Below are 23,840 nucleotides of genomic sequence, written 5' to 3'. Positions count from 1 at the left end.
GTGGTCTCCGGAGGTACCCTTCAGCCGGTGAGCCCGGTGGAACCGGCCGCCCTTTTCGCGGGTCCGCCGTCCGCGAGGACACCGTCCGCCCCGGACGGGACGCCGGGCCCGACCCGAGCACGCCGCGGTGGGCCGTCCGGCCCGGCAGGAGATCACCCACGTTGTCCGAGCAGCGCGAACACGCCGAGCCCCGACCCGACGTCCAGGACGCCCCGGGCATTCCGGGTACTCCGGGTGCTCCGGCCGCTTCTGACGCTCCCGGCGGCCCGGGCGCTCCGGCGCCCGTGGGCCGGCCCGACCGCCGGGACCTGCGCGCCGACTGCGAGAAGTGCTTCGCGCTGTGCTGCGTCGCCCCGGCCTTCGCCGCCTCCTCCGACTTCGCCATCGACAAACCCGCCGGGAAGGCCTGCCCCAACCTCCGGGACGACTTCCGCTGCGGCATCCACCGCGACCTCAGGAAGCGGGGGTTCACCGGTTGCACCGTCTTCGACTGCTTCGGAGCCGGCCAGAAGATCTCCCAGGTCACCTTCGGCGGACGCGACTGGCGGCGGTTCCCGGAGACGGCCGGCCGGATGTTCGAGGTGTTCCCGGTCATGCGGCAGCTCCACGAGCTGCTGTGGTACCTCACGGAGGCGCTCGCCCTGCGCCCTGCCCGCCCGATCCACGCCGAGCTCGGCCGCGCGCTCGACGAGACCGAGCGCCTCACCCGCGCCGATCCGGAGGCGCTGCTGGAGCTGGACCTGGAGGCCCACCGGCGGGACGTCAACGCCCTGCTGCTGCGCGCGAGCGAACTGGCCCGCGCGAACGCCCCGGTGCGGGACGGCGGAGCCGGAAAGAGCCGGAGCAAGGGCCGGGGCAAGAGCCAGGGCAGGGGCGCGGGCAAGGGCCCGGGGAAGGACCTCCGCGGGGCGGACCTCATCGGCGCCAGACTCAGGGGGGCCGACCTGCGCGGGGCCAGCCTCAGGGGCGCCTACCTCATCGACGCCGACCTGCGCGGCGGCGATCTGCGCGGGGCCGACCTCATCGGGGCGGACCTGCGCGGCGCCGACCTGCGCGGCGCGGATCTCACCGGGAGCATCTTCCTCATCCAGTCGCAGCTCGACGCGGCCCGGGGCGACGCCACCACGAAGCTGCCGCCGGCGCTCACCCATCCGGCGCACTGGTCACCCGCCGCCGAGGCCGCGGCCCGCTGACACCCGGCCGCCCGCCGTACCGCCCGCTGACACCCGGCCGCCCGCCGTACGGCCCGCTGGCGCCCGGCCGCCGTACGGCCCGCGTCCCGGCGGGAGCGGGATCTCGCCCCTGCCGCCCACGACCCGCCGGCCCCGTTCCCGGCTCCCGCCCGGGGTCCGGCACCGCGATGCCCGCCGGCGTCGATCACGGGGAGACCGGAGCGGAGTCGTCCGCGACGGCTTCGTCCCCGATGACGCCGGGATCGCTGTGAAGGACCTCCCGTTGCCATCGGTGCCGCGGCTGGGTGTGCAGCCGCCAGTAGTGCTCGGCGATGTCGTCGGGGTCGAAGGCCGTACCCGCGGCCACGGGACCGTCCACGGTGACGCCGGCGACGTGGACCCCGGAGGGCCCGTATTCCTGGTCGAGCAGGGCCACCAGGGTTCGCACCCCCGCCTTGCCGAGCGAGAGGCTGACATACTGCGGCTTCGGCTCGGGCATTCCGCCGGTGATGATGAACGAACCGCTTCCGCGCCGGGCCATCGCCGGTGCGGCGTGGGCGGCGGCGGTGATGGCTCCGACCACGTTGACCGCCCAGGCATCCAGGTGGCCTCTGCCGCTCAGCTCTCCGATCCGGTCCGGTTGGATGATCGCCGCGTTGTAGACCACGACGTCAGGGATCCCGAACTCCTCGGCCGCCGTGTCGAGAGCGGCGCGCAACGCCGTCTCATCGGCGCTGTCGGCGGTCAGCGAGACGACCGGCACGCCGAAGGAGGAAACCGCCTCGGTCACATCGGTGAGCGTTCCGGTGGTCCGCGCGATGAGGGCGATCGGCAGTCCCTCCCGCGCGAACCGGCGGGCGACCGAACGGCCGATCCCCGGACCGGCTCCGATGATCACTGCTCCCGGCATCGTTGACTCCCCCTCTTTCCATGGATGATCGCCGACAACCGGAACGTTAAGGTGTCACATCGATGTGAAGGTCAACCCCGGGGAAGTCACATGCGGATCGGCACCCTGGCGGACAGGACGGGGGCCAGCCGGCGGCTGCTGCGCTACTACGAGGAGCAGGGGCTGCTCCAGCCGCTACGTCTCGCGAACGGATACCGTGAGTACTCCGAATCGGACGTCGCCACGGTGCGGCGCATTCGCACACTTCTGGCCGCCGGCCTGCCCACCGCGGTCATCGCCCGCCTGCTGCACTGCGTCCACGACGAAGGTGAACGGCTCATACCGTCCGCCTGTCCCGGGATGGTCACCAGCCTGCGACAGGAGCGTCGCCGCATCTCGGAAGCGATCACCCGGCTCCAGTCGTCCCAGCAGGCGCTCGACACCCTTCTCGCCGCCGTCCCACGGCGGTCGGGCGACACGTCCGGCCGACGCGAGCGGGACCGCCGGGCCTGACATCGGGAGCCCGGCGCCACCGCACGGGCTCCGCTGAGGTGCGGCCGGCGTCGAGGCTCCGAAGCGGAACCCGGGCTCCTACGGCGTCGTGGTCGTCAGTGCGGGGCCATGTCGACGAAGCGGCTGTAGTGGCCCTGGAACGCCACGGTGACCGTCGCGGTGGGGCCGTTACGGTGCTTGGCCACGATCAGGTCGGCCTCGCCCGCCCGGGGTGACTCGCGCTCGTAGGCGTCCTCCCGGTGCAGCAGGATGACCATGTCCGCATCTTGCTCGATACTTCCGGATTCGCGCAGGTCGCTCACCATCGGCCGCTTGTCGGTTCTCTGCTCCGGGCCTCGGTTGAGCTGCGAGATGGCGATGACCGGCACCTCCAGCTCCTTGGCCAGGAGCTTGATCGCCCGGGAGATCTCCGAGACCTCGTTCTGACGGCTCTCGGTCTTCTTCGGCGAGGACATCAGCTGGAGGTAGTCGATGATGACGAACCGCAGGTCGTTGCGCTGCTTGAGGCGGCGGCACTTGGCCCGGATCTCCATCATCGACATGTTGGGCGAGTCGTCGATGAACAGCGGCGCCTCGGCCACCTCACCCATCCGCCGGGCCAGCTTGGCCCAGTCGTCGTCGGTCATCGTGCCGGACCGCATGTTGTGCAGCGCCACCCGGGCCTCGGCGGACAGCAGACGCATCGTAATCTCATTTCTGGACATTTCCAGAGAAAAGACGACAGTCGTCATACCGTGCTTGATAGCGGCAGATCTGGCGAAATCCAGCCCCAAAGTGGACTTGCCGATCGCGGGTCGGGCGGCGACCACGATCATCTGGCCGGGGTGCAGGCCGTTGGTGAGGGCGTCGAGGTCCTGGAAGCCCGTGGGCACGCCGACCATCTGGCCGTTCCGGCCGCCGATGGCCTCCAGCTCGTCGAGGGCGCCCGGCATGATCTCGGCCAGCGGGACGTAGTCCTCGGAGGTGCGCCGCTCGGTGACCTTGTAGATCTCGGCCTGGGCGCGGTCGACGATCTCGTCGACCTCCTCGTCCTGCCCGCCGTAGCCGAAGGAGACGATGCGGGTGCCGGCCTCGATCAGCCGCCGGAGGATGGCCTGCTCGCGGACGATCCGGGCGTAGTAGCCGGCGTTCGCGGCGGTGGGCACGACGGCGGTGAGGGTGTGGAGGTAGGCGCCGCCGCCGACGCGGGCCACCTCGCCGCGTTTCTGCAGCTCACCGAAGACGGTGACCGCGTCGGCGGGGTCGCCCCGGCCGTAGAGCTCGGTGATGATGTCGTAGATGATCTGGTGGGCGGGGCGGTAGAAGTCGTCGGCCCGCACGACCTCGACCACGTCGGCGATGGCGTCCTTGGACAGCAGCATGCCGCCCAGGACGGACTGCTCGGCCTCGATGTTGTTCGGAGGGGTGCGTTCGAATCCGGACTCGAAGACCGGCGGCTCCGCGATGCTCACCGGGCACCCCCTCTTTCGAACAAATTTACGGCACCTCTATTGTTACCCGGCCGGTCTGACAGTCTCGCCGCTTCCCACGCCGCATCGCAACGCGGCCTGTCGACAGAGGTGTGGATAAGGTGTGCACTTCGTCCCCAGACATGTGGGCAGCCTGGGGACAGCGCTGTGGATAACTCTCCCTCGAAATCCACAACACCGCTTCTACCAGGGAAAACTTCATCCACCGCCTGTGGAGGAAAGAAAGTCGGCGCGACACGCCGTGACGCTCCTCACCCGGGGCCCGGCGGACCGGGAAACCATCGATGGGTAAGAGGCACAATGATTGGGTGCCTCTTACCCGCCCCGCGAGCCGCGAGCACGACCGGCAGATCCTCCGGCTGGCCGTACCGGCGTTCGGCGCCCTCGTCGCCGAGCCGCTGTTCCTGCTGACCGACACGGTCATCGTCGGCCGCCTGCCCGGTCCGGCGCTCGGCGCACTGGGGGTGGCGAGCACGGTGCTGAGCGCCGTCGTGGGCCTGTGCGTGTTCCTCGCGTACGGCACGACGGCGTCGGTGGCCCGGCAGATCGGGGCGGGCGACACCCGGCGGGCGCTCCGGCAGGGGGTGGACGGCCTGTGGCTGGCCGCCGGGACCGGGCTGGTGATCATCGCGGTGGTGTGGCCGCTCGCCCCCTGGCTCGTCCACCTGCTCGGCGCCGAGGGCGAGCTGGCCCGGCTGGCCCTGACCTACCTGCGGATCAGCCTGCTGGGGGTCCCGTCCATGCTGCTGGTGCTGGCCGGGACCGGCGTGCTGCGCGGCATGCAGGACACCGTCACCCCGCTGCTTGTGTCGGTGGGGTCCTTCGCGCTCAACGCGGTGCTCAACGTCGTCTTCGTCCTGGTCCTGGGCTGGGGGATCGCCGGATCGGCCTGGGGCACGGTGCTGGCGCAGTCGCTCGCCGCCGCGGTGTACCTCGCCCTGCTGTTCGTACGGCACCGGGCGCCGTTCCGTCCCGACCTGGCGGGCATCAGGTCGGCGGGCTCCGCCGGGGTCGCCCTGGTCGTCCGTACGGTGTGCCTGCAGGCGGTGCTGATCGTGGCCACCGCGCTGGCCACCCGGATGGGAGAGGCGCAGATCGACGCCCACACGATCGCCTCCAGGATCTGGACGCTGCTGGCGTTCGCCCTGGACGCGATCGCCATCGCCGGGCAGGCCATCACCGGCCGCACGCTGGGCGCCGGGGACGTCGCCGGGACCCGGGCGGCCACCTGGCGGATGGTGGTGTGGGGGGTGGGTTCCGGGGTGGTCCTCCTCCTCGTCGTGGCCGCGCTGCGGCCGTTCACGCCCGCGCTGTTCGACGCGTCGCCGGAGGCGGCCCGGGAGCTGCTCGCCGTCCTGTGGGTGGTGGCGGCCCTGCAGCCGATCGCCGGGGTGGTGTTCGTGCTCGACGGGGTGCTGATCGGCGCCGGCGACCAGCGCTACCTCGCCTGGGCGGGGGTGCTGACGACGCTCGCCTACCTCCCCGCCGCCGTGCTGGTGGCGGAGTCCGGTGGCGGCCTGGTGGCGCTGTGGCTGGCGCTGGGGGTGTGGATGGCGGCCCGGCTCGTCACCCTGGGGGCGCGGGCGTACGGCTCCCGCTGGCTGGTGACCGGCGCGTGACCCGCCGGGTCCGGCGGATCCGCCGGACCCGATGACCCGGACGGACCCGGAGGACCGGCGATCGAGGGAGCCCGCGAACCCGGCGAGCCGGCCGGACCCGGCGGTCCCGGGGAGGCCGGCGGTCCGGCCGGGACTCAGAGCCGCCGGGCGTCGAGCACGCTCCGCAGGAACTCCCGGGTGCGGGGCTGCCGGGGGTCGGTGAAGACCTGCTCGGGGGTACCGCGTTCCAGGAGCACGCCGCCGTCGAGGAAGCAGACGGTGTCGGCGATCTCCCGGCAGAAGCCCATCTCGTGGGTGGTCAGGATCATGGTCATTCCGGTGTCCTTGAGCTCCCGGATGATCCCGAGCACCTCGGTGACCAGCTCCGGGTCGAGCGCCGAGGTCACCTCGTCCAGCAGCATCAGGCGGGGCCTGGTGGCCAGGGCGCGGATGATGGCGACGCGCTGCTGCTGGCCGCCGGAGAGCCGGTCGGGGTAGGCCAGGGCCTTGTCCGCCAGCCCGAACCTGCCCAGCAGCTCTCGGGCCTGCTCCTCGGCCTGCTCCCGGCCGGTCCCGTGCACCTTGCGCGGGGCCAGGGTGATGTTGTCCAGCACGGTCATGTGCGGGAAGAGGTTGAACGCCTGGAAGACGATGCCGATCCTCCTGCGCACGTCGTCGGCGTCGGCCCGGACGTCGGTGATCTCCTGGCCGTCCAGGTGGATCGTGCCGTCGTCCACGGTCTCCAGGAGGTTCACGCAGCGCAGCAGCGTGGACTTGCCCGACCCGGAGGCGCCGATCAGGCAGACCACCTCGTGCGCCCCGACCGACAGGTCGATTCCGCGCAGCACGCTGTGGCCGTGGTAGTTCTTCCAGACGCCGTCGATGGTCAGCAGGCTCATGAGGTCTCCTTCCCCGTCCGCCGGGCGGGCCGCGGACGGCCGTCCCCTTCGCGCGGCGGCTCGCCGTACGGTGAGCCCTCATCCCGCGGGCCGGGTCGCGGACGGTCCGTCCGGCGGCCGGGAGCCGCGTGCCGCCCGCTCACTGGCCCCGCCGCCGCTGCGAGCGGGCCGCCAGATAGTCGGTGAAGCGGGCCATGGGGATGGTCAGCACGATGAACAGCAGCGCGGCGGCCAGATAGGGCGTGTAGTTGAACGTGCTCGCGACGTGGATCTGCGCCTGGCGCAGCGCCTCCAGCGGGCCGATCGTGGCCACCAGCGCGGTGTCCTTCTGCAGTGAGACGAAGTCGTTGAGCAGCGGCGGCACCACGCGCCGTACGGCCTGCGGCACCACCACGTACCGCATCGCCTTGCCGTGGCTCAGCCCCAGGGACCGGGCGGCGGCCACCTGGCTGGGGTGCACCGAGTCGATGCCCGCCCGGAACACCTCGGCGACGTAGGCGCCGTACGACAGGGTCAGCGCGATGACGCCCAGCGTCGCCAGGTCCGTCGGGGCGCCCTGCAGGCCGAGGGCGGGCAGGCCGAAGCCGACGAGATAGATGACCAGGATCGTGGGCACGCCGCGGAACACGTCGGTGTAGGCGACCGCCAGGGCCCGCAGCGGGAAGAAGACCGGCGCCCTGAGGCTGCGGACCAGCGCGACCAGCAGCCCCACCACCAGGATCAGCGGCTCGGCGATCAGGAAGATCTTGATGTTGAGCAGGAACCCGCTCAGGACGTCCGGCAGCGCCGAGACGAACTGCTCAGGGTCGAAGAACGTCTCCCGGACCCTGGGCCAGCCGGGCGAGGCGGTGAGGACCCACAGCAGCAGGACGATCACCAGCACCGTCGAGGCCGTCGCGATCGAGCCCGAGCGGGCCGTCCGCCGCCGGCGCAGGCGCTCGCGCTCCACCTGCCGCGCGCTCTTCACCCAGTCCGGCGCGACCGCCGCGGTCCCGGCCGGAGCCTGCGCGCCGTCGTCGACCGGGACCGCGGCGCCACCGGCCGGGGAGGCCGCCCCGTCGCCCGAGGTCCGCGCGCCGCCGGCCGGGGGTCCGGCGCCGTCACCCCGGACCCGCGAGCCGCCGTCCGCCGGGGTCGCGCGGTCCCGGTCGCCGCTTCCCGTCACTTCAGCTCCGGCGCGCCCGCGGCCGACCCGAGCCACTCGCTCTCGATCTTCGCCAGCTCGCCGGAGGCGGTGAGCTCGTCGATGACCTCGTTGACGCAGCCCACCAGCGGGCTGCCCTTCTCGAAGACCGCGCCGAAGACCTCGGGCGTACCGGAGACGGAGCCGAACTGGCCGACGATCTTGGAGTTCTCGACCTGGGCCGCGGTCACGTAGAACGCGGTGGGCAGGTCCACCACCACGGCGTCGACCTGCTTGTTCTTCAGCGCGTTCACCGCGTCGATCTGCTCGTTGTAGACGTTCGGCTCCTTGGCGGGCCGGATGACGTCCTTGACCGCCTGCAGCGAGGTGGTGCCGATCTGAACACCGATCTTGGCGTCCCGCAGCCCGGCGAGATCCCTCGCGGAGGCGACGGGGGAGCCCTCCAGCGCGACCACGGCCTGCTTGACGGTGTAGTAGCCCTTGCTGAAATCGACGACCTTGGCGCGGGCGGGGGTCACGGAGACCTGGTTGACGTCGAAGTCGAACTTCTTGGCGCCGGGGGCGAAGGCGGAGTCGAACTTCACCGTCGTCCACTTCACCTGGCCGCCCTCGAAGCCGAGCCGCTTGGCGATGGCGTGGGCCACCGCGCTCTCGAAGCCCTTGCCGTTGGCCGGGGCGTCGTCCTTGAACCACGGCTCGTAGGCCGGCTTGTCGGTGCCGATGGTCAGGGTGCCCGGAGTCTTCAGGGCGAGCCCTTCCTTGGCGCAGGCGTCCGCCGCCGGGGTGCCCGCCGTACCGGACGGGGCCGCCTGGGTCGTGTCCGAGGCCGGGGCGCAGGCCGTCACGGCCACCGCGAGGGCGCCGAGCGCGAACAGGATCGAGGGACGGACCACGACAAACCTCCATGAACGAAGCAACAGCTCCGAAATTGTATGAATTTTCCGCGTCACCGATGTCCCCGTCTCGGCATACGGATACATACGGAGAGGGGCCCCTCCCGAGAAGACGAGAGAGACCCCTTCGCGACCCCCTCCCGAGAAGACGGAAGGGGGTCCTGGTCAGGCATGACCGGTCAGGCCGCGACGACCTCGACGTCGACGGCGGCGGTGACCTCCGGGTGCAGCTTGACGGTGACCCGGTGCGAGCCGAGGCTCTTGATCGCCGGGGCGATCTCGATCCGGCGGCGGTCGAGCAGGGGGCCGCCGGCGGCCTTGACGGCCTCGGCCACGTCGGCGGTGGTGATCGAGCCGAACAGGCGACCCGACTCGCCGGCCTTCGTGGTCAGGACCACGCGCAGGGCCTTGAGCTGGCCGGCGACCTCCTGGGCGGTGCCCAGGTCACGGATCTCGCGGGCGTCGCGAGCCTTCTTGATCGAGGCGATCTGCTTCTCGCCGCCGCGCGTCCACAGGATCGCGTAGCCGCGGGGGAGCAGGAAGTTGCGGCCGTAGCCGCCCTTGACCTCGACGATGTCGCCGGGGGCGCCGAGGCCCGAGACCTCACTGGTGAGAATGAGCTTCATCTGTCCGGACCTCCTTAGCGCGCGGTGCTCATGTACGGCAGGAGCGCCATCTCACGAGCGTTCTTGATAGCGGTCGCCACGTCACGCTGGTGCTGGGTGCAGTTGCCCGTCACCCGGCGAGCACGGATCTTGCCACGGTCGGAGATGAACTTCCGAAGCAGCGCCGTGTCCTTGTAGTCGACGTAGGAGATCTTGTCGTGGCAGAACAGGCAAACCTTCTTCTTGGGCTTGCGCAGTGCCGGCTTGGCCATCGTGGTGCTCCTTTCAGAGCCCCGCCGCGAGGCGGGAATGGTCGCTGCGGATATGGACTGGGTTGTGGGACGCGGTCCCCGGCCGCCCCGGAGGGCGGCGCCGTGGAACTGCCCGGTGGACCCCCGCCGCGGCGGGGACCCGCGGAGCAGGTCCTAGAAAGGCGGTTCGTCGCTGAAGTCGTTGCCGCCGAAGCCGCCGCCGCCCTGCTGCTGGCCACCGCCGAAGCCGCCGCCACCGCCGTAACCACCGCCGCCTCCCTGAGGCGCGGTCGGCGCGGCGGAGGCCCACGGGTCATTGGCCGGACCGCCGCCGAAGCCACCGCCGCCGCCACCGCCACCACCCTGCCGGGTGGTCTTGTTGACCTTGGCGGTCGCGTTGCGGAGGGAGGGGCCGACCTCGTCGACCTCGACCTCGTAGACCGTGCGCTTCTCGCCTTCCTTGGTCTCGTAAGACCGCTGGCGCAGCCGTCCCTGGACGATGACCCGCATGCCGCGCTGAAGGCTCTCGGCGACGTTCTCCGCCGCCTGCCGCCAGACGTTGCAGGTCAGGAACAGCCCTTCGCCGTCCTTCCACTCGTTGGTCTGCTTGTCGAGGAACCGCGGAGTGGATGCGATGCGGAACCGGGCCACGGCTTGCCCCGTGGGGGTGAAGCGCAGCTCCGGGTCGTCGACGAGGTTGCCGACGATGGTGATCTGAGTGTCGCCTGCTGCCATGGCTAGCGATGCCTTTCCTGCGGCCTTAGCTGTTATCGGCTCAGAGTACGGCTGCCACCCGACAAAAGCCGGGGATTAGTGCACGTCCGGGCGCAGGACCTTCGTGCGGAGGATGCCCTCGTTGAGGTTCATCTGCCGGTCGAGCTCCTTGACCGTGGCGGGAGTCGCGGTCAGGTCGATCACGGCGTAGATGCCCTCGGGCTTCTTGGCGATGTCGTAGGACAGCCGCCGGCGACCCCACACGTCGACCTTCTCCACCGTGCCGCCGTCATTGCGGACGACAGTGAGGAACTGGTCGAGGGAAGGGGCCACCGTGCGCTCATCGAGCGACGGGTCGAGAATGACCATCACTTCGTAACGACGCATGCTGGCTTCCAACCTCCTCTGGACTTTCGCGGTCACGACACCGTGCCGTGACAGGAGGACGCTGACGTCTTCGCCCCGGCGCCCATTTCGGCGGCGGAGGCGGCGGGCGGGCGGAAACACACCCGCGCGACGTAGCCGTGCAAGCCTACCAGGATGTCAAGGGTTGGGCCGCCACCTCGCCGGGCACCCCCTACCAGAAGGAAGCACAAGCCCCCCACCAGGAAGAACACAGGGAGAACACAGGGAAAGTGGTGGGTCATGTCGCAGATGTCTCGCCCCGTGCGCGGCCAAAGGTTCCGGCTGAGGCTGAACAGCGACGGACGGCGGCACCCGCTGGAGAACCTCCTGAGCGTCGTCACGCTGGTCTTCGGCCTGGTGGCCTTCGCCTGCGGGTTCAACCCCGGAGCCCACGTGTTCGCGGCGTGGCTGGGCGTGCTGGGGTTCGTCGGCGGGCTCTACTCCCAGTACATCTCGGCGACCACGGCGGAGCGCTCGCTGAACATCGTCGGCATCGTCGCCTCGTTCGTCGGCCTGGCCTTCGGCGTCTACCACGGCGGCTTCTACCCGTGATCCGGTGACCCCGTGGACTCGTGGGCCCACGGGCCGCCTGGCCCACCGGTCCGTACGGTGGCGGGCCCGTGCCCGCGCGGGTTCGCACCCGCGCGGGCACGTGTCCACAGAACAGAATCTAGAACCGCAGGTCCACGCCCAGCAGGACGAGGAACCACAAGAAGATCGCCAGCAGTGCTCTGGCGACGTCCTTCAGCAGCGCCGGGGTGATGTAGTCGTGGACCCAGGCCACGTAGACGCCGATGATGATGTAGATCAGCCCGATCAGGCTGATTCCTCTGCTGCGGTAAGCCATCTCGACTCCTTGCGTCGGCCCGCCGGGGGCCGGTGTGGGGGGTACGCCGGGAGCGCGTGGGGCGCGCCGTCCGACTGCCCGTGCGCGGGGCCCTGAAACGGTTAGGCTCGAACACATGCCGCGTATCGGAGCCCATGTCTCCTCGGACGACCCGCTCGCCCACGCCAGGGCGTGCGACGCCGAGGCCGTGCAGTTCTTCCTCGGTGACCCGCAGGGCTGGAAGGGCCCGGTCGTCGAGGAGAAGACCCGCGAGATCAGGGACTCGGGGGTCGACGTCTACGTCCACGCCCCCTACGTGATCAATGTGGCCACGGTGAACAACCGCGTCCGCATCCCCAGCCGCAAGCTGCTGAGCGCCCATCTCGCGGCCGCCGCGGAGCTGGGGGCCAAAGGCCTGATCGTCCACGGCGGGCACGTGACGGCCGGCGACGACCCGCAGAAGGGCTTCGACAACTGGCGCAAGGTGTTCGAGCGTCTGGAGGAGCACGAGGTCCCCGTGCTCATCGAGAACACCGCGGGCGGCGGCAACGCGATGGCACGGCGGCTGGACCGCATCGCCCGGCTCTGGGAGGCCCTCGACGGCTTCGACGTGGGCTTCTGCCTGGACACCTGTCACGCCCACGCCGCCGGGGAGGACCTGGCCGACGTGGTCGACCGGATCAGGGCGATCACCGGCCGGATCGACCTGGTCCACTGCAACGACTCGCGGGACGCCGCCGGGTCGGGCGCTGACCGGCACGCCAACCTGGGCGCGGGCCAGATCGACACCGAGCTCATCCTCCAGGTGTGCCGGAGCGCGGACGCTCCGATCATCGTGGAGACCCCGTCCGCCGGCCAGGCCGAGGACATCGCCCTGCTCAGGAAGAGGCTTTAGGGCCGGCTCCGCGGGTCCCCGCCACGGCGCGGATCCGCGGAACGGCCGCGGGAGGAGGGCCCGGAAACGGCCCGTGAAGGGTCCCGCGCCGGCCCCGGGGCGTCCGGCGGATTCAATCCACAGCCTGTGGATAACTTATCTGGATTATTCACCGCCGAAATCGGGTAAAGGTATTCACCCCACCCAGGCGCCCTGCATGAAGCTCAGCGTGTTGAGCGCCATGAGCGGGCCCGCCACCAGCGCGTAGACGGCGATGATCCACCGTCGCCAGGGCGGCCCCGTGGCGCTCACCCGCGCGAGGAGCAGGAAGAGCGGCCACCACAGCAGCGCGGACCGCGGGATCGACAGGTAGAAGGCGGAGCAGATCAGGGCGCCCACCTGGAGCCCCACGTAGACGAACTCGCTCCATCGGCGCAGGTACAGCAGGACCAGCACCAGCCCGACCCCGACGAACGCCCCGGCGATCTCCATCCGGAACGCCCACGCGAACTGCCCGTCGCCCATCGCGGAGGTCCACGTCGTGGACAGCGACTGCCAGGGCCACACCAGCTGGCGGCCCCAGCCGGCCTCCTGCGCGTGTTTCCAGGCCAGCCAGTCGCCGGTGCGGGTGTAGTGGTAGGCCGAGTACAGCCCCAGCGGGACGAACGGCACCGCGAGCCAGGCCGCCTGCCGTACCGGCCGGCGGTGGGTGAAGAACTCCACCACCAGCGCGAGCGCCAGGAACAGGCCGGTGATCCGCACGCAGGAGGCGCCTGCGCCGAGGGCGGCGGCCAGCGGCCAGCGGCCCTGACGCGCCGCCAGCCAGGCCGGGAGCGCGAAGGCCAGGAACAGCGCCTCGCTGTAGCCGACGAACAGGAAGACCGACATCGGCCACAGCAGCAGCGTCAGCACGGCGCGCCACCCGGTCCCCGGCGGCCCCTCGAACTCCGCCAGCCGGGCCAGCGCCACCACGGCGACGGCCCCCGCGACCAGGGAGATCAGCAGCCCCGCGAGCGTCCAGTCGCCGACCAGGGGCCGTACCACCCGCAGCGCCAGCGGCATCCCCGGGAAGAACGCGGGCAGCCCCGCGTCGGGCTTGGCCGCAGGGTCGCCGCCGTACCCGTGCTCGGCGATGATGATGAGCAGCTGGGCGTCCCAGTGCCGCCAGCGGTCCAGGAACGGCATGGACGCCACCTGCGACACGGCCCCGGCCCCCGCGGCGAGGGAGAGGACGACGACTCCCAGCCGGGAGCTCAGCCAGAGCAGCATCGCCTCCGTGCGGGCGTCGCGCGGCGCGGGCGGCGCCGACGGCGGCGCAGTCCTCCGCGCGACGGCGGTCTCGACCGGACCGCCGGCACCGGGCCCGCCGGCGTCGGAGGTCTCCTCGGATCCGCCGTCGCCGCCGGTCGGCACCGGCTCCGGGCCGGGCTCAGGCGTGCGCGGGGTCATTGTCCGGGAGCACGAAGCCGGGGGAGCCGCCGAGGCGGAAACGGTCGGGCGCCTCGTCGAAGACGCCTCCGGACGGGTCGTCGACGCCGCTCCGGCGGACCACGTCCTTCTCCGGCCGCAGGATGTCGCGGACCACGAAGGCCATCATGACCACGATGGTGATCGCCCGCCCCCACACCGCGGTGAAATAGGTGTCACCGGAGATGCCGAGGTCGGCGTTGCCCGGCTGGAGGGCGACGAGATAGAGCCAGATCGCGAAGAAGTACCAGCACTCGGCGGCCATCCACAGCGCGAGCGGCTTCCAGTTCGGCCGGGCCAGCACCGCGAAGGGGATCAGCCAGAGCACGTACTGCGGCGACCACACCTTGTTGGTCAGCATGAACGCGGCCAGCGCCAGGAAGCAGAGCTGCATCAGCCGGGGCCTGGTCGGCGCGGCCAGGGCGAGCAGCGCGATGCCCAGGCAGAGCAGGCCCAGCGTGACGATGCCGAGGCTGTCGACCCGCTCGGGGTCGCCCAGCAGCGGCCACTGCTTCTGGGAGAAGAAGAACCAGATCGATCCCCAGTCGGCGGGTCGCTCCTGGCTGAAGACGTAGAACCGCTTCCAGCCGTCGAAGGCCAGGAGCATGATCGGCACGTTGACGACGAGCCAGGTTCCGGCCGCGCCGGCGGCGGTCTGGGCGAACTCCTTCCACCGGCCGGTGCGCCAGGTCAGCAGGAACAGCGGACCGAAGAACATCAGCGGGTAGAACTTCGTGGCGACGGCCAGCCCGAGCAGGACTCCGGCGAGCACGTGCCGCCGCTTCGACCAGGCCAGCAACCCGCCGAGCGCGAGCACCCCCGCGGCCAGGTCCCAGTTGATGTAGGCGGTGAGGATCAGCGCCGGGGCGAGCGCGTACCACGCGGCGTCCCAGCGCCGGGCCGGCCCGGCGAGCGCCGCCGTCAGCAGCACGCCCCCGATCAGGCAGACGGCCATCAGGACCGTGGTCAGGTCGTAGAACGCCGTCGGGGGATCGCTGGTCGGCCCGACGAGCCTGCGGAAGAACTCCATGATCCCGCCGATGCCGACGGGGTACTCGACGGGGTGGTCGAAGTAGGGGACCTTGCCCTCGTTGAGCTTCTCGTTCCACCACAGCGGATAGATGTCCGTGTAGCAGAAGTTGGTGAACTGGAGGGTGCCGTCGTTCCATGCCCCGCCGAAGCGGCACGGCCACTTCCACAGGTAGGCGAGCACCGCCCCCAGCCCCGCGAGCAGGGTCAGGGGGAGGTACGGGATCTCTCCGCTCTCACGGGACGTGGTGAGCCACCCGGGCCGGTTCGCCTTCATCAGGGCCGCCGGCGGGACGGCTCGGGGCTCGGCATGATCGCCGCTCCGGGGCTCGTGGTGCCGACGTCGCCGCTCCCGTTCCCGTTGCCGGGACCGTTGCCGTTGCCGGGGCCGTTCCCGCCGCCGTTGCCGGGACCGTTGCCGATGTCGCCGCCCCCGCCGTCGTCGGGGAGGGGCGCGTCGTCGGTGCTGTCCTGCGGTGTGTCACAGGACAGGTCGCCGGGCTGGCAGCCCCCGTCGTCGACGGACGGGTTGTCCGGGTCGCCGTCGTTCGGCCAGCTCTGGTCGAACGGGTCGTCGGGCTGCTCCGACTCCGCCGTCGGCGTCGGGGTCGGCTTGGGGTCGACCAGGTTGTGCGGCTGACCGGCGTCGACCCGCGTCGGGAACTGCTCGACCGGGTCCTTGGCGGTGGCCAGGGCCATGTAGTCGTGCCAGATCTGGGTCGGGGTGCCGCCGCCGCCGATGAAGGCCGGCATCGGCTCCTCGGCCCAGGACGGCTTGGCCTTCTTGCTGACCGGCTGGCCGTACTTGTCGACCTTGAGCGGGCGTCGGCCGGACGCGCCGACCGGCTTGTTGTACGGCACGTCCTTGGACATGCCGACCGCGGTGACCAGCCGCGGGGTGAAGCCGACGAACCAGGCGTCCTTGTAGGCGTTGTTCGTGCCGGTCTTGCCGGCCACCGGACGGGTGCCGAGGTTCGCCGCGGTGCCGGTGCCGCTCTTGACGACGGCCTGCAGCGCGACGGTCACGTCGGCCGCGGTCTCGGGGGTGATGACCTCGCGGGTGTTGGCCAGCTCGGGCAGCACCACCCCGTCGGGGCCGGTCACCTTGATGACGGTGTGCCAGTCGGCGTGCTTGCCGGCGTTGGCGAAGATCGAGTATCCGGCGGCCTGCTCGACCGGGGTGACCGAGGCGACACCGATCGTGGTCTGGTACTTCTGCTCCTCGATCGCGTAGTCGACCGCGTTCAGGCCGCGATAGCCCGGGACGTTCTTGGCCGCCTCGCCGACCCCGGCGTCCTTGGCGATCTGGGCGACGGCATCCAGGCCGACCTCCTCGCCCATCTGCGCGAAGACGGTGTTCACCGAGTCGGCCATGGCCTTGACCATGTTGATCGGCCCGTACGGCGCGGCGTGGGAGTTGCCGATCTCCGTGGTGCCCGGCATCTTGATCTTCGACACGCCGTCAACATAACTGTCGAGGGAGTAGCCCTTCTCCAGCCACGCCGCGAGGACGTACGGCTTGAACGCCGACGCCGCCTGCTTGGGCGAGGTGAACGCGCGGTTGCCGTACACCTTGAGGTAGTCGTCGCCGCTGTAGAAGGCGACCACCCGGCCGTTCCTGGGGTCCACCGAGGCGATGCTGGCGTGGATGGTGGGGTCGAGCCCGGCGGTGCGGGCCTTGACCACCTTCTGGGCGTCCTTCATCTTCTGCTCGTCGAAGGTCGTGTAGACCTTCAGCCCCTGGGTCTCCAGCATCTGCTTGGTGATGCCGCGCCGGGCGAGCTCCTGGCGCGCGATGTCGAGCATGAAACCGCGGATGCCCTTGTAGATGTCGGTGGTCTTGACCTTGACGAACTTGAGCTTCTCGAAGGGGGTGTCGGCGTACTTGCCGTACTTGGCCGGGTCCATCTCGGCCATGTTCCGCAGCGCGACGGTGTAGCGCTCCTTGGTGGCGGCGAAGTTGCCTTCCTGCTCCAGCACGTCGAAACGGCTCGGGTTCTGGATGCGGCCCGCGAGGTAGGCGGCCTGCGGCGGGGTGAGCTGCCAGACGTGCCTGCCGAAGAACGCCTTGGCGGCGGCCTCGATGCCGTTGGCGCCGCGGCCGAAGTAGATCGTGTTCAGGTAGCGGGTGAGGATCTCGTCCTTGGAGAGCTCTTTGCTGATCTTGACGGCGACGAAGATCTCCTTGACCTTCCGCTTGATCGACACTTCCTTGTCGAGGCCGTCGTAGTAGCCGCGGGCCATCTGCTGGGTGATGGTCGAGGCGCCCTGAAGCTGGGTGCCGGACGCGGTGCTCCACAGCGAGCGGGCCATGCCCTTGATGTCGATGCCGCTGTCGGTGCGGAAGGTCCTGTTCTCCAGGGCGATCACCGCGTCCTGGACGTGCAAGGGGATCTTCTCGATCGTCACCGGGGTGCGCTTGGTGCCCATGCGGGCGATGACGGTCTTGCCGTCGGCGTAGTAGAAGACGCTGCCCCGGTCGTCCACGCTGGCCTTGGCGTCCGCGTCCGACGGGACGGGCGTGTTGGCGTAGCCGACCGCGATCATGCCGAAGACGCCGGCGGCGACGACCACGAAGCCGGCCACCAGGATCTTCCAGCTCGGCAGGAACCGCTTCCAGCCCTTACGCCTGCCGTCACCGGGCCCGTCGTCGCCGGATCCGTCGTCACCGTGCCCGCCGCCGGGGCCCTCGGGACCGCCCGGTCCGGACGCCCCGCGCCCGCGTGCCCGCCTGCGCCTGGGGCCTGGCGTGCCCTCGGCCGCGAAGCGGCCGGCCACCTGGGTCTCGTTGGCGTCCAGGGAACGGTTCCCCGGCCCGGCGGCCCGCACCCGGGTCTCCTGAGCCGCGTCACGGCCTTCGGCTCCCGGAACGCCGCCGGTGTGGGCGGCGCCCCGCGCCGCGGCGAGCATCGCCTGGGTGTCCTCGAAGGCCGCCTCCTGGCGGCGGCCGGTGGCCGGGCCGTACGGCGCGCGGGGGTCGGGCCCCGCGCCCTGTGGCAGCCGTACCGTGTCGTTCCGGCCCGAGCCGTACGGAGGCCGCCCCGGCTGTGCCTGGGACGGCCCGCGGTTCACGGCCATGTCGCCGGTTTGAGACGGTTGAGCCGGGGGAACCGGAGGAGAAGCGGCCCCCGCGCCGGAGCGGCGGCGCCGCCCCTGGCGAGCCGAAGGGTCCGGACTTCGCCGGTCTCCGCCCGGCTCCGGGTCATTGCTGCTGCTGTAACTCACGCGTCCTCGTTCGGTCGTCAAGGTCTACGGCGGCGTACAGGCGCGGCGAGGTTACCTCCCGCAGGCGGATGATCTCGTCGCCTTGGCCCACAACTGGCCGGCCCGTTCGGGTGGATCTCCGTTGCCGAGGACGATCGAGGTCTTCCGGTGACTCCCAGAACAACCTTGGCAGACCTCGGCCGCGACAGGCCGGGATTTCCCGTATCGACGGGCGGTCCAGGCCATGCGGGACCCGTCTCCCGACACGATCAGCCGTGACCACATAGCCGCCAGACTACGGCTTTTTACGCTTTCCTCCCAACCTCTTGAGAAAGTCGTTAATTGCGGAGATATGACGCGCCGACGTATCATCCTGATGTATCGGAGCGATACATCGACGCGAGAGGTGGTGTTCCCCGGTGGCCAGCGGACGTAGCGGCGTGCTGGAGCTCGCCGTGCTCGGGTCGTTGCACGAGACTCCACTCCACGGCTACGAGCTGCGCAAACGCCTGAACTCCCTGCTCGGGATGTTCCGGGCGTTCTCCTACGGCTCGCTGTACCCCTGCCTCCGTCAGCTGCTGGCGGACGGCCTCATCGTCGAGGACGACGGGGCGGAGGACGCCTCTGCCCCAGCGGAGGGCTCCATAACGCTCACCGGACGGCGATCGAAGATCGTCTACCGGCTGACCGCCGAGGGCAAGGAGCGGCTCCAGGAGCTGCTGACCCAGGCCGGTCCGTCTGCCTGGGAAGATGAGAGCTTCGGCATCCATTTCGCCTTCTTCAGGCACACGGAGGCCGAGGTGCGTCTGCGCATCCTCGAGGGCCGTCGCAGCCGGCTCGAGGAGCGGCTCGACGGCGTCCGCACGGCCCTGGCCCGGACGAGGGAGCGGCTCGACAGCTACACCCTCGAACTGCAGCGTCACGGGCTGGAGTCGGTGGAGCGCGAGGTGCGCTGGCTGAACGAGCTGATCGCCACCGAGCGGCGCGAGTCGTCGGCGGCGGAGGCCCTGCATTCGGCCGAGGACGCTCCACAAGAGAAAACACCCCGGGCGCCCGCGCCCGGATCTGATAACCGGGGACGGCGTTCCGCCCCGGACGGCAACTGACGAACTAACGACCAAGGGGAGCGAGTGCCATGGGTTCGGTGCGCGTAGCCATTGTCGGTGTTGGCAACTGTGCCTCGTCGCTCGTGCAGGGCGTGCACTACTACAGGGACGCCGATCCCGGCACCCGGGTGCCGGGCCTGATGCACGTCAAGTTCGGCGACTACCACGTCGGTGACGTCGAGTTCGTCGCGGCGTTCGACGTCGACGCCAAGAAGGTCGGGCGCGACCTGTCCGAGGCGATCGTGGCGTCGGAGAACAACACCATCAAGATCTGCGACGTGCCGCCGCTCGGCGTGACCGTGCAGCGCGGCCACACCTTCGACGGTCTGGGCGAGTACTACAGCGAGATGATCGAGGAGTCCGACGAGGCCCCGGTCGACGTCGTGCGGGTCCTCAAGGAGAACCGGGTCGACGTCCTCGTCTCCTACCTGCCGGTGGGCTCGGAGGAGGCCGACCGCTTCTACGCCCAGTGCGCCATCGACGCCAAGGTGGCGTTCGTCAACGCGCTGCCGGTGTTCATCGCCTCCGACCCCGAGTGGGCGCGGAAGTTCACCGAGGCGGGCGTGCCGATCATCGGCGACGACATCAAGTCGCAGGTCGGCGCCACCATCACGCACCGCGTCATGGCCAAGCTGTTCGAGGACCGCGGGGTGGAGCTGCTCCGCACCTACCAGCTGAACTTCGGCGGCAACATGGACTTCATGAACATGCTGGAGCGCAAGCGCCTCCAGTCCAAGAAGATCTCCAAGACGCAGTCCGTCACCTCGCAGATCCCGCACGAGATGGGCAAGGCCGACGTGCACATCGGCCCGTCGGACCACGTGCCGTGGCTGGACGACCGCAAGTGGGCCTACGTCCGGCTGGAGGGCCGCTCCTTCGGCGACACCCCGCTGAACCTGGAGTACAAGCTGGAGGTCTGGGACTCCCCGAACTCCGCCGGCATCATCATCGACGCCGTACGGGCCGCCAAGATCGCCATGGACCGCGGCATCGCCGGCCCGATCCTGTCGGCCTCGTCCTACTTCATGAAGTCCCCGCCGGAGCAGTACTCCGACGACGAGGCTCGCGAGTACGTCGAGAAGTTCATCCGCGGCGAGGTCGAGCGCTGACGCCCCGCCGATGACGAAGCCCTCCGCCCACCGGGGCGGGGGGCTTCTTCCGCGCAGCGTCCCCTGTGGCCGCTCAGCGCGCCGGGCTCTTCCCGTGGCCGCTCAGCGGGCGGCGGGCGGCAGCTCCGCCGGGTCGGCGGCCGGCCAGGTCAGCGGGTCGGCGCCGAGGCGGTCGAGGTGGGGGATCTGCTCCCGGCACCACGGGGAGATCTCCAGGCTGCCGTCGAGCACCCCGGCCGCGAACTCCTTCCACGGCATCCAGCGGACCTCGCCCACCTCCTCGGGGTTGGGCGCGGCGTCGCGGGCGACGACGGCGCGGTAGACCGGGCAGAGCTCGCGCTCGACGATCCCGTTGTCCATGACCGCGCGGTAGGAGAAGCGGGGCAGGATCAGATCCACCCGCTCCACCTCCAGCCCGAGCTCGTAGGAGAGCCGGCGGATCACCGCGGCCGGGAGCGGCTCCCCGGGCAGCGGGTGGCCGCAGCAGCTGTTGGTCCAGGCGTCCGGCCATGTGATCTTGTGTGACGCCCGGCGGGTGAGCAGCACCCGGCCCTGGTCGTCGAACACGTAGCTGGAGAAGGCCAGATGCAGCGGGGTGTCGGAGCCGTGCACCGTCGCCTTGGGAGCCGTGCCGATCGCGTTGCCGTCGGTGTCGACGAGCACGACGTGTTCATCACGTGTCACCCGACCGAGGGTACGTGACCAGGCAGGTCCGCCGGGTCCGATGAGCATTAGTTCATGAAAGGTCCGTGTAATGCGGTGAACACCCGGTTCACGAAGACCCGCCCGCGGCTGAGAGGCTTCTCAGGGATTTCCCCGATGCCGCCGTCGGCGGCCCCGCGTACGCTGATCGCGTGTCGTTCCTCTCCGATCTCCGCGTCGTCCTGGAAGGCCGGGACTTCCGGCGGCTGTACGCGACCCGCCTGGTCTCGCAGTTCTCCGACGGGGTCTTCCAGTTCGCGGTGACCGGATTCGCCTTCTTCAGCCCGGAGAAGAACACGAGCGCCGCCGCCGTCGCCGCCGGTCTGGCCGTGCTGTTCCTGCCCTACTCGATCCTGGGCCCCTTCGTGGGCGTGTTCATCGACCGGTGGTCCCGGCAGCGGATCCTGGTGATCTCGCCGCTGGTGCGCGGCGCGCTGCTGCTGGCGACCGCGGCCATCGTCGTCTCGGACGCTCCCGAGCCGGTCTTCTACGCCGCCGCGCTCGCCGTCCTCGGCGTCAACCGGTTCTTCCTGGCCGCGCTCGGGGCCGCGCTGCCGCACGTCGTCCCGTCCGACCGGCTGATGGTGGCCAACGCGGTCACCCCCACCTCCGGGACGGTGGTGACCTTCCTCGGCGTGGGCCTGGGCTACACGCTGCGGCTGGCCGTCGGGGGCGACGACCGGGGCACGGCGGTGCTGCTGGCCTTCTCCGCGGTCGTCTTCTGCGTCAGCGGCCTGGTCGCCAGGACCATGGACCGCGGACTGCTCGGCCCGGCCGACGACCCCGAGCGGCCGCAGGCCCGCGAGGCGGTGCGCAACGTCGTCCGCGGACTGGCCGACGGCGTCCGGCACATCGCCCACCGCCGCGCCGCGAGCGCCGCCCTGGGGGCGATGGCGACCCACCGGTTCATGTACGGCATGTGCACGGCGATGCTGGTGCTGCTGTCGCGCTACTACTTCGCCGAGAGCGCCGAGAGCGCGCTGAACGCGGTCACCCTGGTGCTGGCCACCTCGGGCGTGGGTTACTTCCTGGCCATCCTGGTCACGCCGTGGGCGACCGCGCGCTTCGGCATCGAGACCTGGGTGCCGGTCATGCTCGCCACCGCAGGGGTGCTGACGTTCGCGCTCTGCGCGTCGTTCCACCAGTGGGCCTTCGCGGCCGGCGGCTTCGTGCTGGGCATCACCGGCCAGAGCATCAAGATCTGCGCGGACACGAGCGTCCAGCGCGACGTCGAGGACCTCTACCTCGGACGGGCGTTCTCGATCTACGACATGCTCTTCAACGGCACGTACGTGCTCGCCGCCGCCCTGGCCGCGGTGATGCTGCCGCCCAACGGGAAGTCGCTGGTCGTGCTCTCGGTCATCTGCGCCGGGTACCTGGCGGGCGCGCTGGTCTACCGGGCCGTCGCGCCGGACCGCCCGCGCGAGCCGCTGCCGTCGTCGTCGCCGTCGTGACCCGCCCGTGCCCGCCACGCCGGTGTCGCGGGGCGGCGGGCGGGACCGGTCACTCCGCGGGGGGCGTCAGCCCGTTCTCCCGGGCCCACGCGAGCAGGGCCTCGGTGGCGGCCTCCTTGCCCACCACGCCCGACTCCAGCCGCATCTCCAGGAGGAACCTGTACGCGCGGCCGACGACCGGGCCCGGGGGGACGCCGAGGACGGACTGGATCTCGTTGCCGTCGAGCTCCGGGCGGATCTTGCCGAGCTCCTCCTCCTCGGCCAGCCGGGCGATGCGCTCCTCCAGCTGGTCGTAGGTCCGCGACAGGGCCTGGGCCTTGCGGCGGTTGCGGGTGGTGCAGTCGGCGCGGGTCAGCTTGTGCAGGCGGTCGAGCAGATGCCCGGCGTCGCGGACGTAGCGGCGCACGGCGGAGTCGGTCCACTCGCCGGTGCCGTAACCGTGGAAGCGCAGGTGCAGCTCCACCAGGCGGGACACGTCGGCCACCACGTCCTTGGGGAACTTCAGCTCGGTCATCCGCCGCTTGGCGAGCTGGGCGCCCACCACCTCGTGGTGGTGGAAGGAGACCCGGCCGCCCGGCTCGTGGCGGCGGGTCTTGGGCTTGCCCACGTCGTGCAGCAGCGCGGCCCAGCGCAGGATCCGGTCGGGACCGTCCTCCTCCAGGTCGATCGCCTGCTCCAGCACGATCAGCGTGTGATCGTAGACGTCCTTGTGCCGGTGGTGCTCGTCGATCTCCAGGCGGAGCCGGGGCAGCTCGGGCAGGACGTGCTCGGCGAGCCCCGTGTCGACCAGGATCGCCAGGCCGCGGCGGGGGTCGTCGCCGCAGATCAGCTTGTTGAGCTCCTCGCGGATCCGCTCGGCGGAGACGATGTCGATGCGCCCGGCCATCTCGCGCATCGCGGCGAGCGCCGCGTCGTCCACGGTGAAGCCGAGCTGGCTGGCGAACCGGGCGGCCCGCAGCATCCGCAGCGGGTCGTCGTCGAAGGACCGCTCGGGCGGCCCCGGGGTGCGCAGCACCCGGGCGTGCAGGTCGTCCAGGCCGCCGTACGGATCGACGAACTCCCGGGAGGGCAGCCGCAGCGCCATCGCGTTGATCGCGAAGTCACGGCGGGCGAGATCACCCTCCAGCGTGTCGCCGTAGGACACCTCGGGCTTGCGGGAGGCGGGGTCGTAGGACTCGCTGCGGTAGGTCGTGATCTCCAGCAGCCAGCCGTTCTTGCGCACGCCCACGGTGCCGAAGTCGATGCCGACCGTCCAGACGGAGTCGGCCCAGTCGCGCACCAGCGCCAGGACTGTCTCCGGGCGCGCGTCCGTGGTGAAGTCGAGGTCGTTGCCGATCCTGTCCAGGAAGACGTCGCGGACGGAGCCGCCCACGAGGGCGATCTGGTGTCCCTCGGCCGCGAAGAGCTCGCCGAGTTCGTCGGACACGGGGGCGATCTTCCGGAACAACGCGGTCACGCCGCTCCGCTGGCTCTCGGTCAGATTTGAAAGGGACAAGCCGGGTAGGTCCTTCGGTTAC

Annotated in this window: 23 protein-coding genes; 8 read left to right on the top strand and 15 right to left on the bottom strand. The window is 70.8% G+C overall.

The annotated features are described in order from the left end of the window. Positions 1-284: 284 nt before the first annotated feature. Positions 285-1,193, top strand: a complete 909-nt coding sequence (locus AB0D67_RS11460; protein WP_362932532.1) for a pentapeptide repeat-containing protein — start codon at positions 285-287, stop codon at positions 1,191-1,193. A 184-nt stretch (positions 1,194-1,377) separates the two neighbouring features. Here AB0D67_RS11460 and AB0D67_RS11455 read toward each other — a convergent pair whose 3' ends face one another. Continuing rightward, positions 1,378-2,082 (bottom strand): SDR family NAD(P)-dependent oxidoreductase, encoded by a 705-nt coding sequence (locus AB0D67_RS11455; RefSeq protein WP_362932530.1) that lies wholly within the window; start codon positions 2,080-2,082, stop codon positions 1,378-1,380. A 90-nt stretch (positions 2,083-2,172) separates the two neighbouring features. Here AB0D67_RS11455 and AB0D67_RS11450 point away from each other — a divergent pair, with 90 nt between their 5' ends. Then, complete coding sequence (locus AB0D67_RS11450) at positions 2,173-2,574, top strand: MerR family transcriptional regulator (RefSeq protein WP_362932528.1); 402 nt, start codon at positions 2,173-2,175, stop codon at positions 2,572-2,574. Between the two features lie 95 nt (positions 2,575-2,669). Here AB0D67_RS11450 and dnaB read toward each other — a convergent pair whose 3' ends face one another. Beyond that, the gene (gene dnaB / locus AB0D67_RS11445; RefSeq protein ID WP_362932526.1) at positions 2,670-4,025 is read right to left on the bottom strand and encodes a replicative DNA helicase; all 1,356 of its coding nucleotides are present in this window, start codon (positions 4,023-4,025) and stop codon (positions 2,670-2,672) included. A gap of 326 nt (positions 4,026-4,351) precedes the next feature. Here dnaB and AB0D67_RS11440 point away from each other — a divergent pair, with 326 nt between their 5' ends. After that, positions 4,352-5,662 carry an MATE family efflux transporter gene (locus AB0D67_RS11440; RefSeq protein ID WP_362932524.1) on the top strand — a complete coding sequence of 437 codons (1,311 nt, stop codon included), beginning with the start codon at positions 4,352-4,354 and terminating at the stop codon, positions 5,660-5,662. 134 nt (positions 5,663-5,796) lie between these two features. Here the strand turns inward: AB0D67_RS11440 and AB0D67_RS11435 are convergent, their stop codons facing one another. From AB0D67_RS11435 to rpsF, 7 genes are all read right to left on the bottom strand, one after another. Continuing rightward, the gene (locus tag AB0D67_RS11435; RefSeq protein WP_362932522.1) at positions 5,797-6,540 is read right to left on the bottom strand and encodes an amino acid ABC transporter ATP-binding protein; all 744 of its coding nucleotides are present in this window, start codon (positions 6,538-6,540) and stop codon (positions 5,797-5,799) included. A 139-nt stretch (positions 6,541-6,679) separates the two neighbouring features. Further along, on the bottom strand, positions 6,680-7,705 hold the full coding sequence (locus AB0D67_RS11430) for an amino acid ABC transporter permease (protein WP_362932520.1): 1,026 nt from the start codon (positions 7,703-7,705) through the stop codon (positions 6,680-6,682). Continuing rightward, complete coding sequence (locus tag AB0D67_RS11425) at positions 7,702-8,577, bottom strand: ABC transporter substrate-binding protein (protein WP_362932518.1); 876 nt, start codon at positions 8,575-8,577, stop codon at positions 7,702-7,704. Before AB0D67_RS11425 ends, AB0D67_RS11430 begins: the two co-directional genes overlap by 4 nt. Positions 8,578-8,756: 179 nt before the next feature. Further along, positions 8,757-9,203 carry a 50S ribosomal protein L9 gene (rplI, locus tag AB0D67_RS11420; RefSeq protein ID WP_362932516.1) on the bottom strand — a complete coding sequence of 149 codons (447 nt, stop codon included), beginning with the start codon at positions 9,201-9,203 and terminating at the stop codon, positions 8,757-8,759. 14 nt (positions 9,204-9,217) lie between these two features. After that, positions 9,218-9,454 (bottom strand): 30S ribosomal protein S18, encoded by a 237-nt coding sequence (gene rpsR / locus AB0D67_RS11415; RefSeq protein ID WP_012895699.1) that lies wholly within the window; start codon positions 9,452-9,454, stop codon positions 9,218-9,220. A gap of 153 nt (positions 9,455-9,607) precedes the next feature. After that, entirely contained in the window at positions 9,608-10,168 is a 561-nt protein-coding gene (locus AB0D67_RS11410; RefSeq protein ID WP_362932514.1) for a single-stranded DNA-binding protein, read from the bottom strand. A gap of 75 nt (positions 10,169-10,243) precedes the next feature. Next, positions 10,244-10,534, bottom strand: coding sequence for a 30S ribosomal protein S6 (gene rpsF / locus AB0D67_RS11405; protein ID WP_189246906.1), 291 nt, complete (start codon positions 10,532-10,534; stop codon positions 10,244-10,246). A gap of 258 nt (positions 10,535-10,792) precedes the next feature. On the opposite strand from rpsF, the gene AB0D67_RS11400 reads away from it, so the two are divergent. Beyond that, on the top strand, positions 10,793-11,104 hold the full coding sequence (locus AB0D67_RS11400) for a hypothetical protein (RefSeq protein ID WP_362932512.1): 312 nt from the start codon (positions 10,793-10,795) through the stop codon (positions 11,102-11,104). 118 nt (positions 11,105-11,222) lie between these two features. On the opposite strand, the gene AB0D67_RS11395 is transcribed toward AB0D67_RS11400, so the two are convergent. Further along, a complete protein-coding gene (locus AB0D67_RS11395; protein WP_362932510.1) occupies positions 11,223-11,399 on the bottom strand; it encodes a hypothetical protein in 177 nt (58 codons plus the stop codon). A gap of 115 nt (positions 11,400-11,514) precedes the next feature. Between AB0D67_RS11395 and AB0D67_RS11390 the strand changes: the two genes are divergently transcribed. Continuing rightward, positions 11,515-12,273: a deoxyribonuclease IV gene (locus AB0D67_RS11390; protein ID WP_362932508.1), complete on the top strand. Its 759-nt coding sequence runs from the start codon at positions 11,515-11,517 to the stop codon at positions 12,271-12,273. A 174-nt stretch (positions 12,274-12,447) separates the two neighbouring features. Here AB0D67_RS11390 and AB0D67_RS11385 read toward each other — a convergent pair whose 3' ends face one another. From AB0D67_RS11385 to AB0D67_RS11375, 3 genes are read right to left on the bottom strand one after another with little or no spacing between them, the layout of a single operon-like run. Next, positions 12,448-13,701, bottom strand: a complete 1,254-nt coding sequence (locus AB0D67_RS11385; RefSeq protein WP_362932506.1) for a mannosyltransferase family protein — start codon at positions 13,699-13,701, stop codon at positions 12,448-12,450. Then, on the bottom strand, positions 13,682-15,025 hold the full coding sequence (locus AB0D67_RS11380) for a glycosyltransferase 87 family protein (protein WP_362932504.1): 1,344 nt from the start codon (positions 15,023-15,025) through the stop codon (positions 13,682-13,684). The genes AB0D67_RS11385 and AB0D67_RS11380 overlap by 20 nt, the downstream gene beginning before the upstream one ends. Next, a complete protein-coding gene (locus tag AB0D67_RS11375) occupies positions 15,025-17,826 on the bottom strand; it encodes a transglycosylase domain-containing protein (RefSeq protein WP_362932502.1) in 2,802 nt (933 codons plus the stop codon). The genes AB0D67_RS11380 and AB0D67_RS11375 overlap by 1 nt, the downstream gene beginning before the upstream one ends. A gap of 545 nt (positions 17,827-18,371) precedes the next feature. Here AB0D67_RS11375 and AB0D67_RS11370 point away from each other — a divergent pair. After that, the gene (locus AB0D67_RS11370; protein WP_362932500.1) at positions 18,372-19,058 is read left to right on the top strand and encodes a PadR family transcriptional regulator; all 687 of its coding nucleotides are present in this window, start codon (positions 18,372-18,374) and stop codon (positions 19,056-19,058) included. Between the two features lie 29 nt (positions 19,059-19,087). After that, the gene (locus AB0D67_RS11365; protein ID WP_362932498.1) at positions 19,088-20,167 is read left to right on the top strand and encodes an inositol-3-phosphate synthase; all 1,080 of its coding nucleotides are present in this window, start codon (positions 19,088-19,090) and stop codon (positions 20,165-20,167) included. A 102-nt stretch (positions 20,168-20,269) separates the two neighbouring features. Here AB0D67_RS11365 and idi read toward each other — a convergent pair whose 3' ends face one another. Beyond that, complete coding sequence (gene idi / locus AB0D67_RS11360) at positions 20,270-20,851, bottom strand: isopentenyl-diphosphate Delta-isomerase (RefSeq protein WP_362932496.1); 582 nt, start codon at positions 20,849-20,851, stop codon at positions 20,270-20,272. A 170-nt stretch (positions 20,852-21,021) separates the two neighbouring features. On the opposite strand from idi, the gene AB0D67_RS11355 reads away from it, so the two are divergent. Continuing rightward, entirely contained in the window at positions 21,022-22,323 is a 1,302-nt protein-coding gene (locus AB0D67_RS11355) for an MFS transporter (protein WP_362932494.1), read from the top strand. Between the two features lie 49 nt (positions 22,324-22,372). Here the strand turns inward: AB0D67_RS11355 and AB0D67_RS11350 are convergent, their stop codons facing one another. Then, on the bottom strand, positions 22,373-23,818 hold the full coding sequence (locus AB0D67_RS11350) for a CCA tRNA nucleotidyltransferase (protein WP_362932492.1): 1,446 nt from the start codon (positions 23,816-23,818) through the stop codon (positions 22,373-22,375). Positions 23,819-23,840: the final 22 nt, after the last annotated feature.

Source organism: Streptosporangium sp. NPDC048047, from assembly GCF_040653115.1.
In the GTDB taxonomy this organism is placed as follows: domain Bacteria; phylum Actinomycetota; class Actinomycetes; order Streptosporangiales; family Streptosporangiaceae; genus Streptosporangium.
This window is presented reverse-complemented; position numbering and strand designations above follow the sequence as displayed.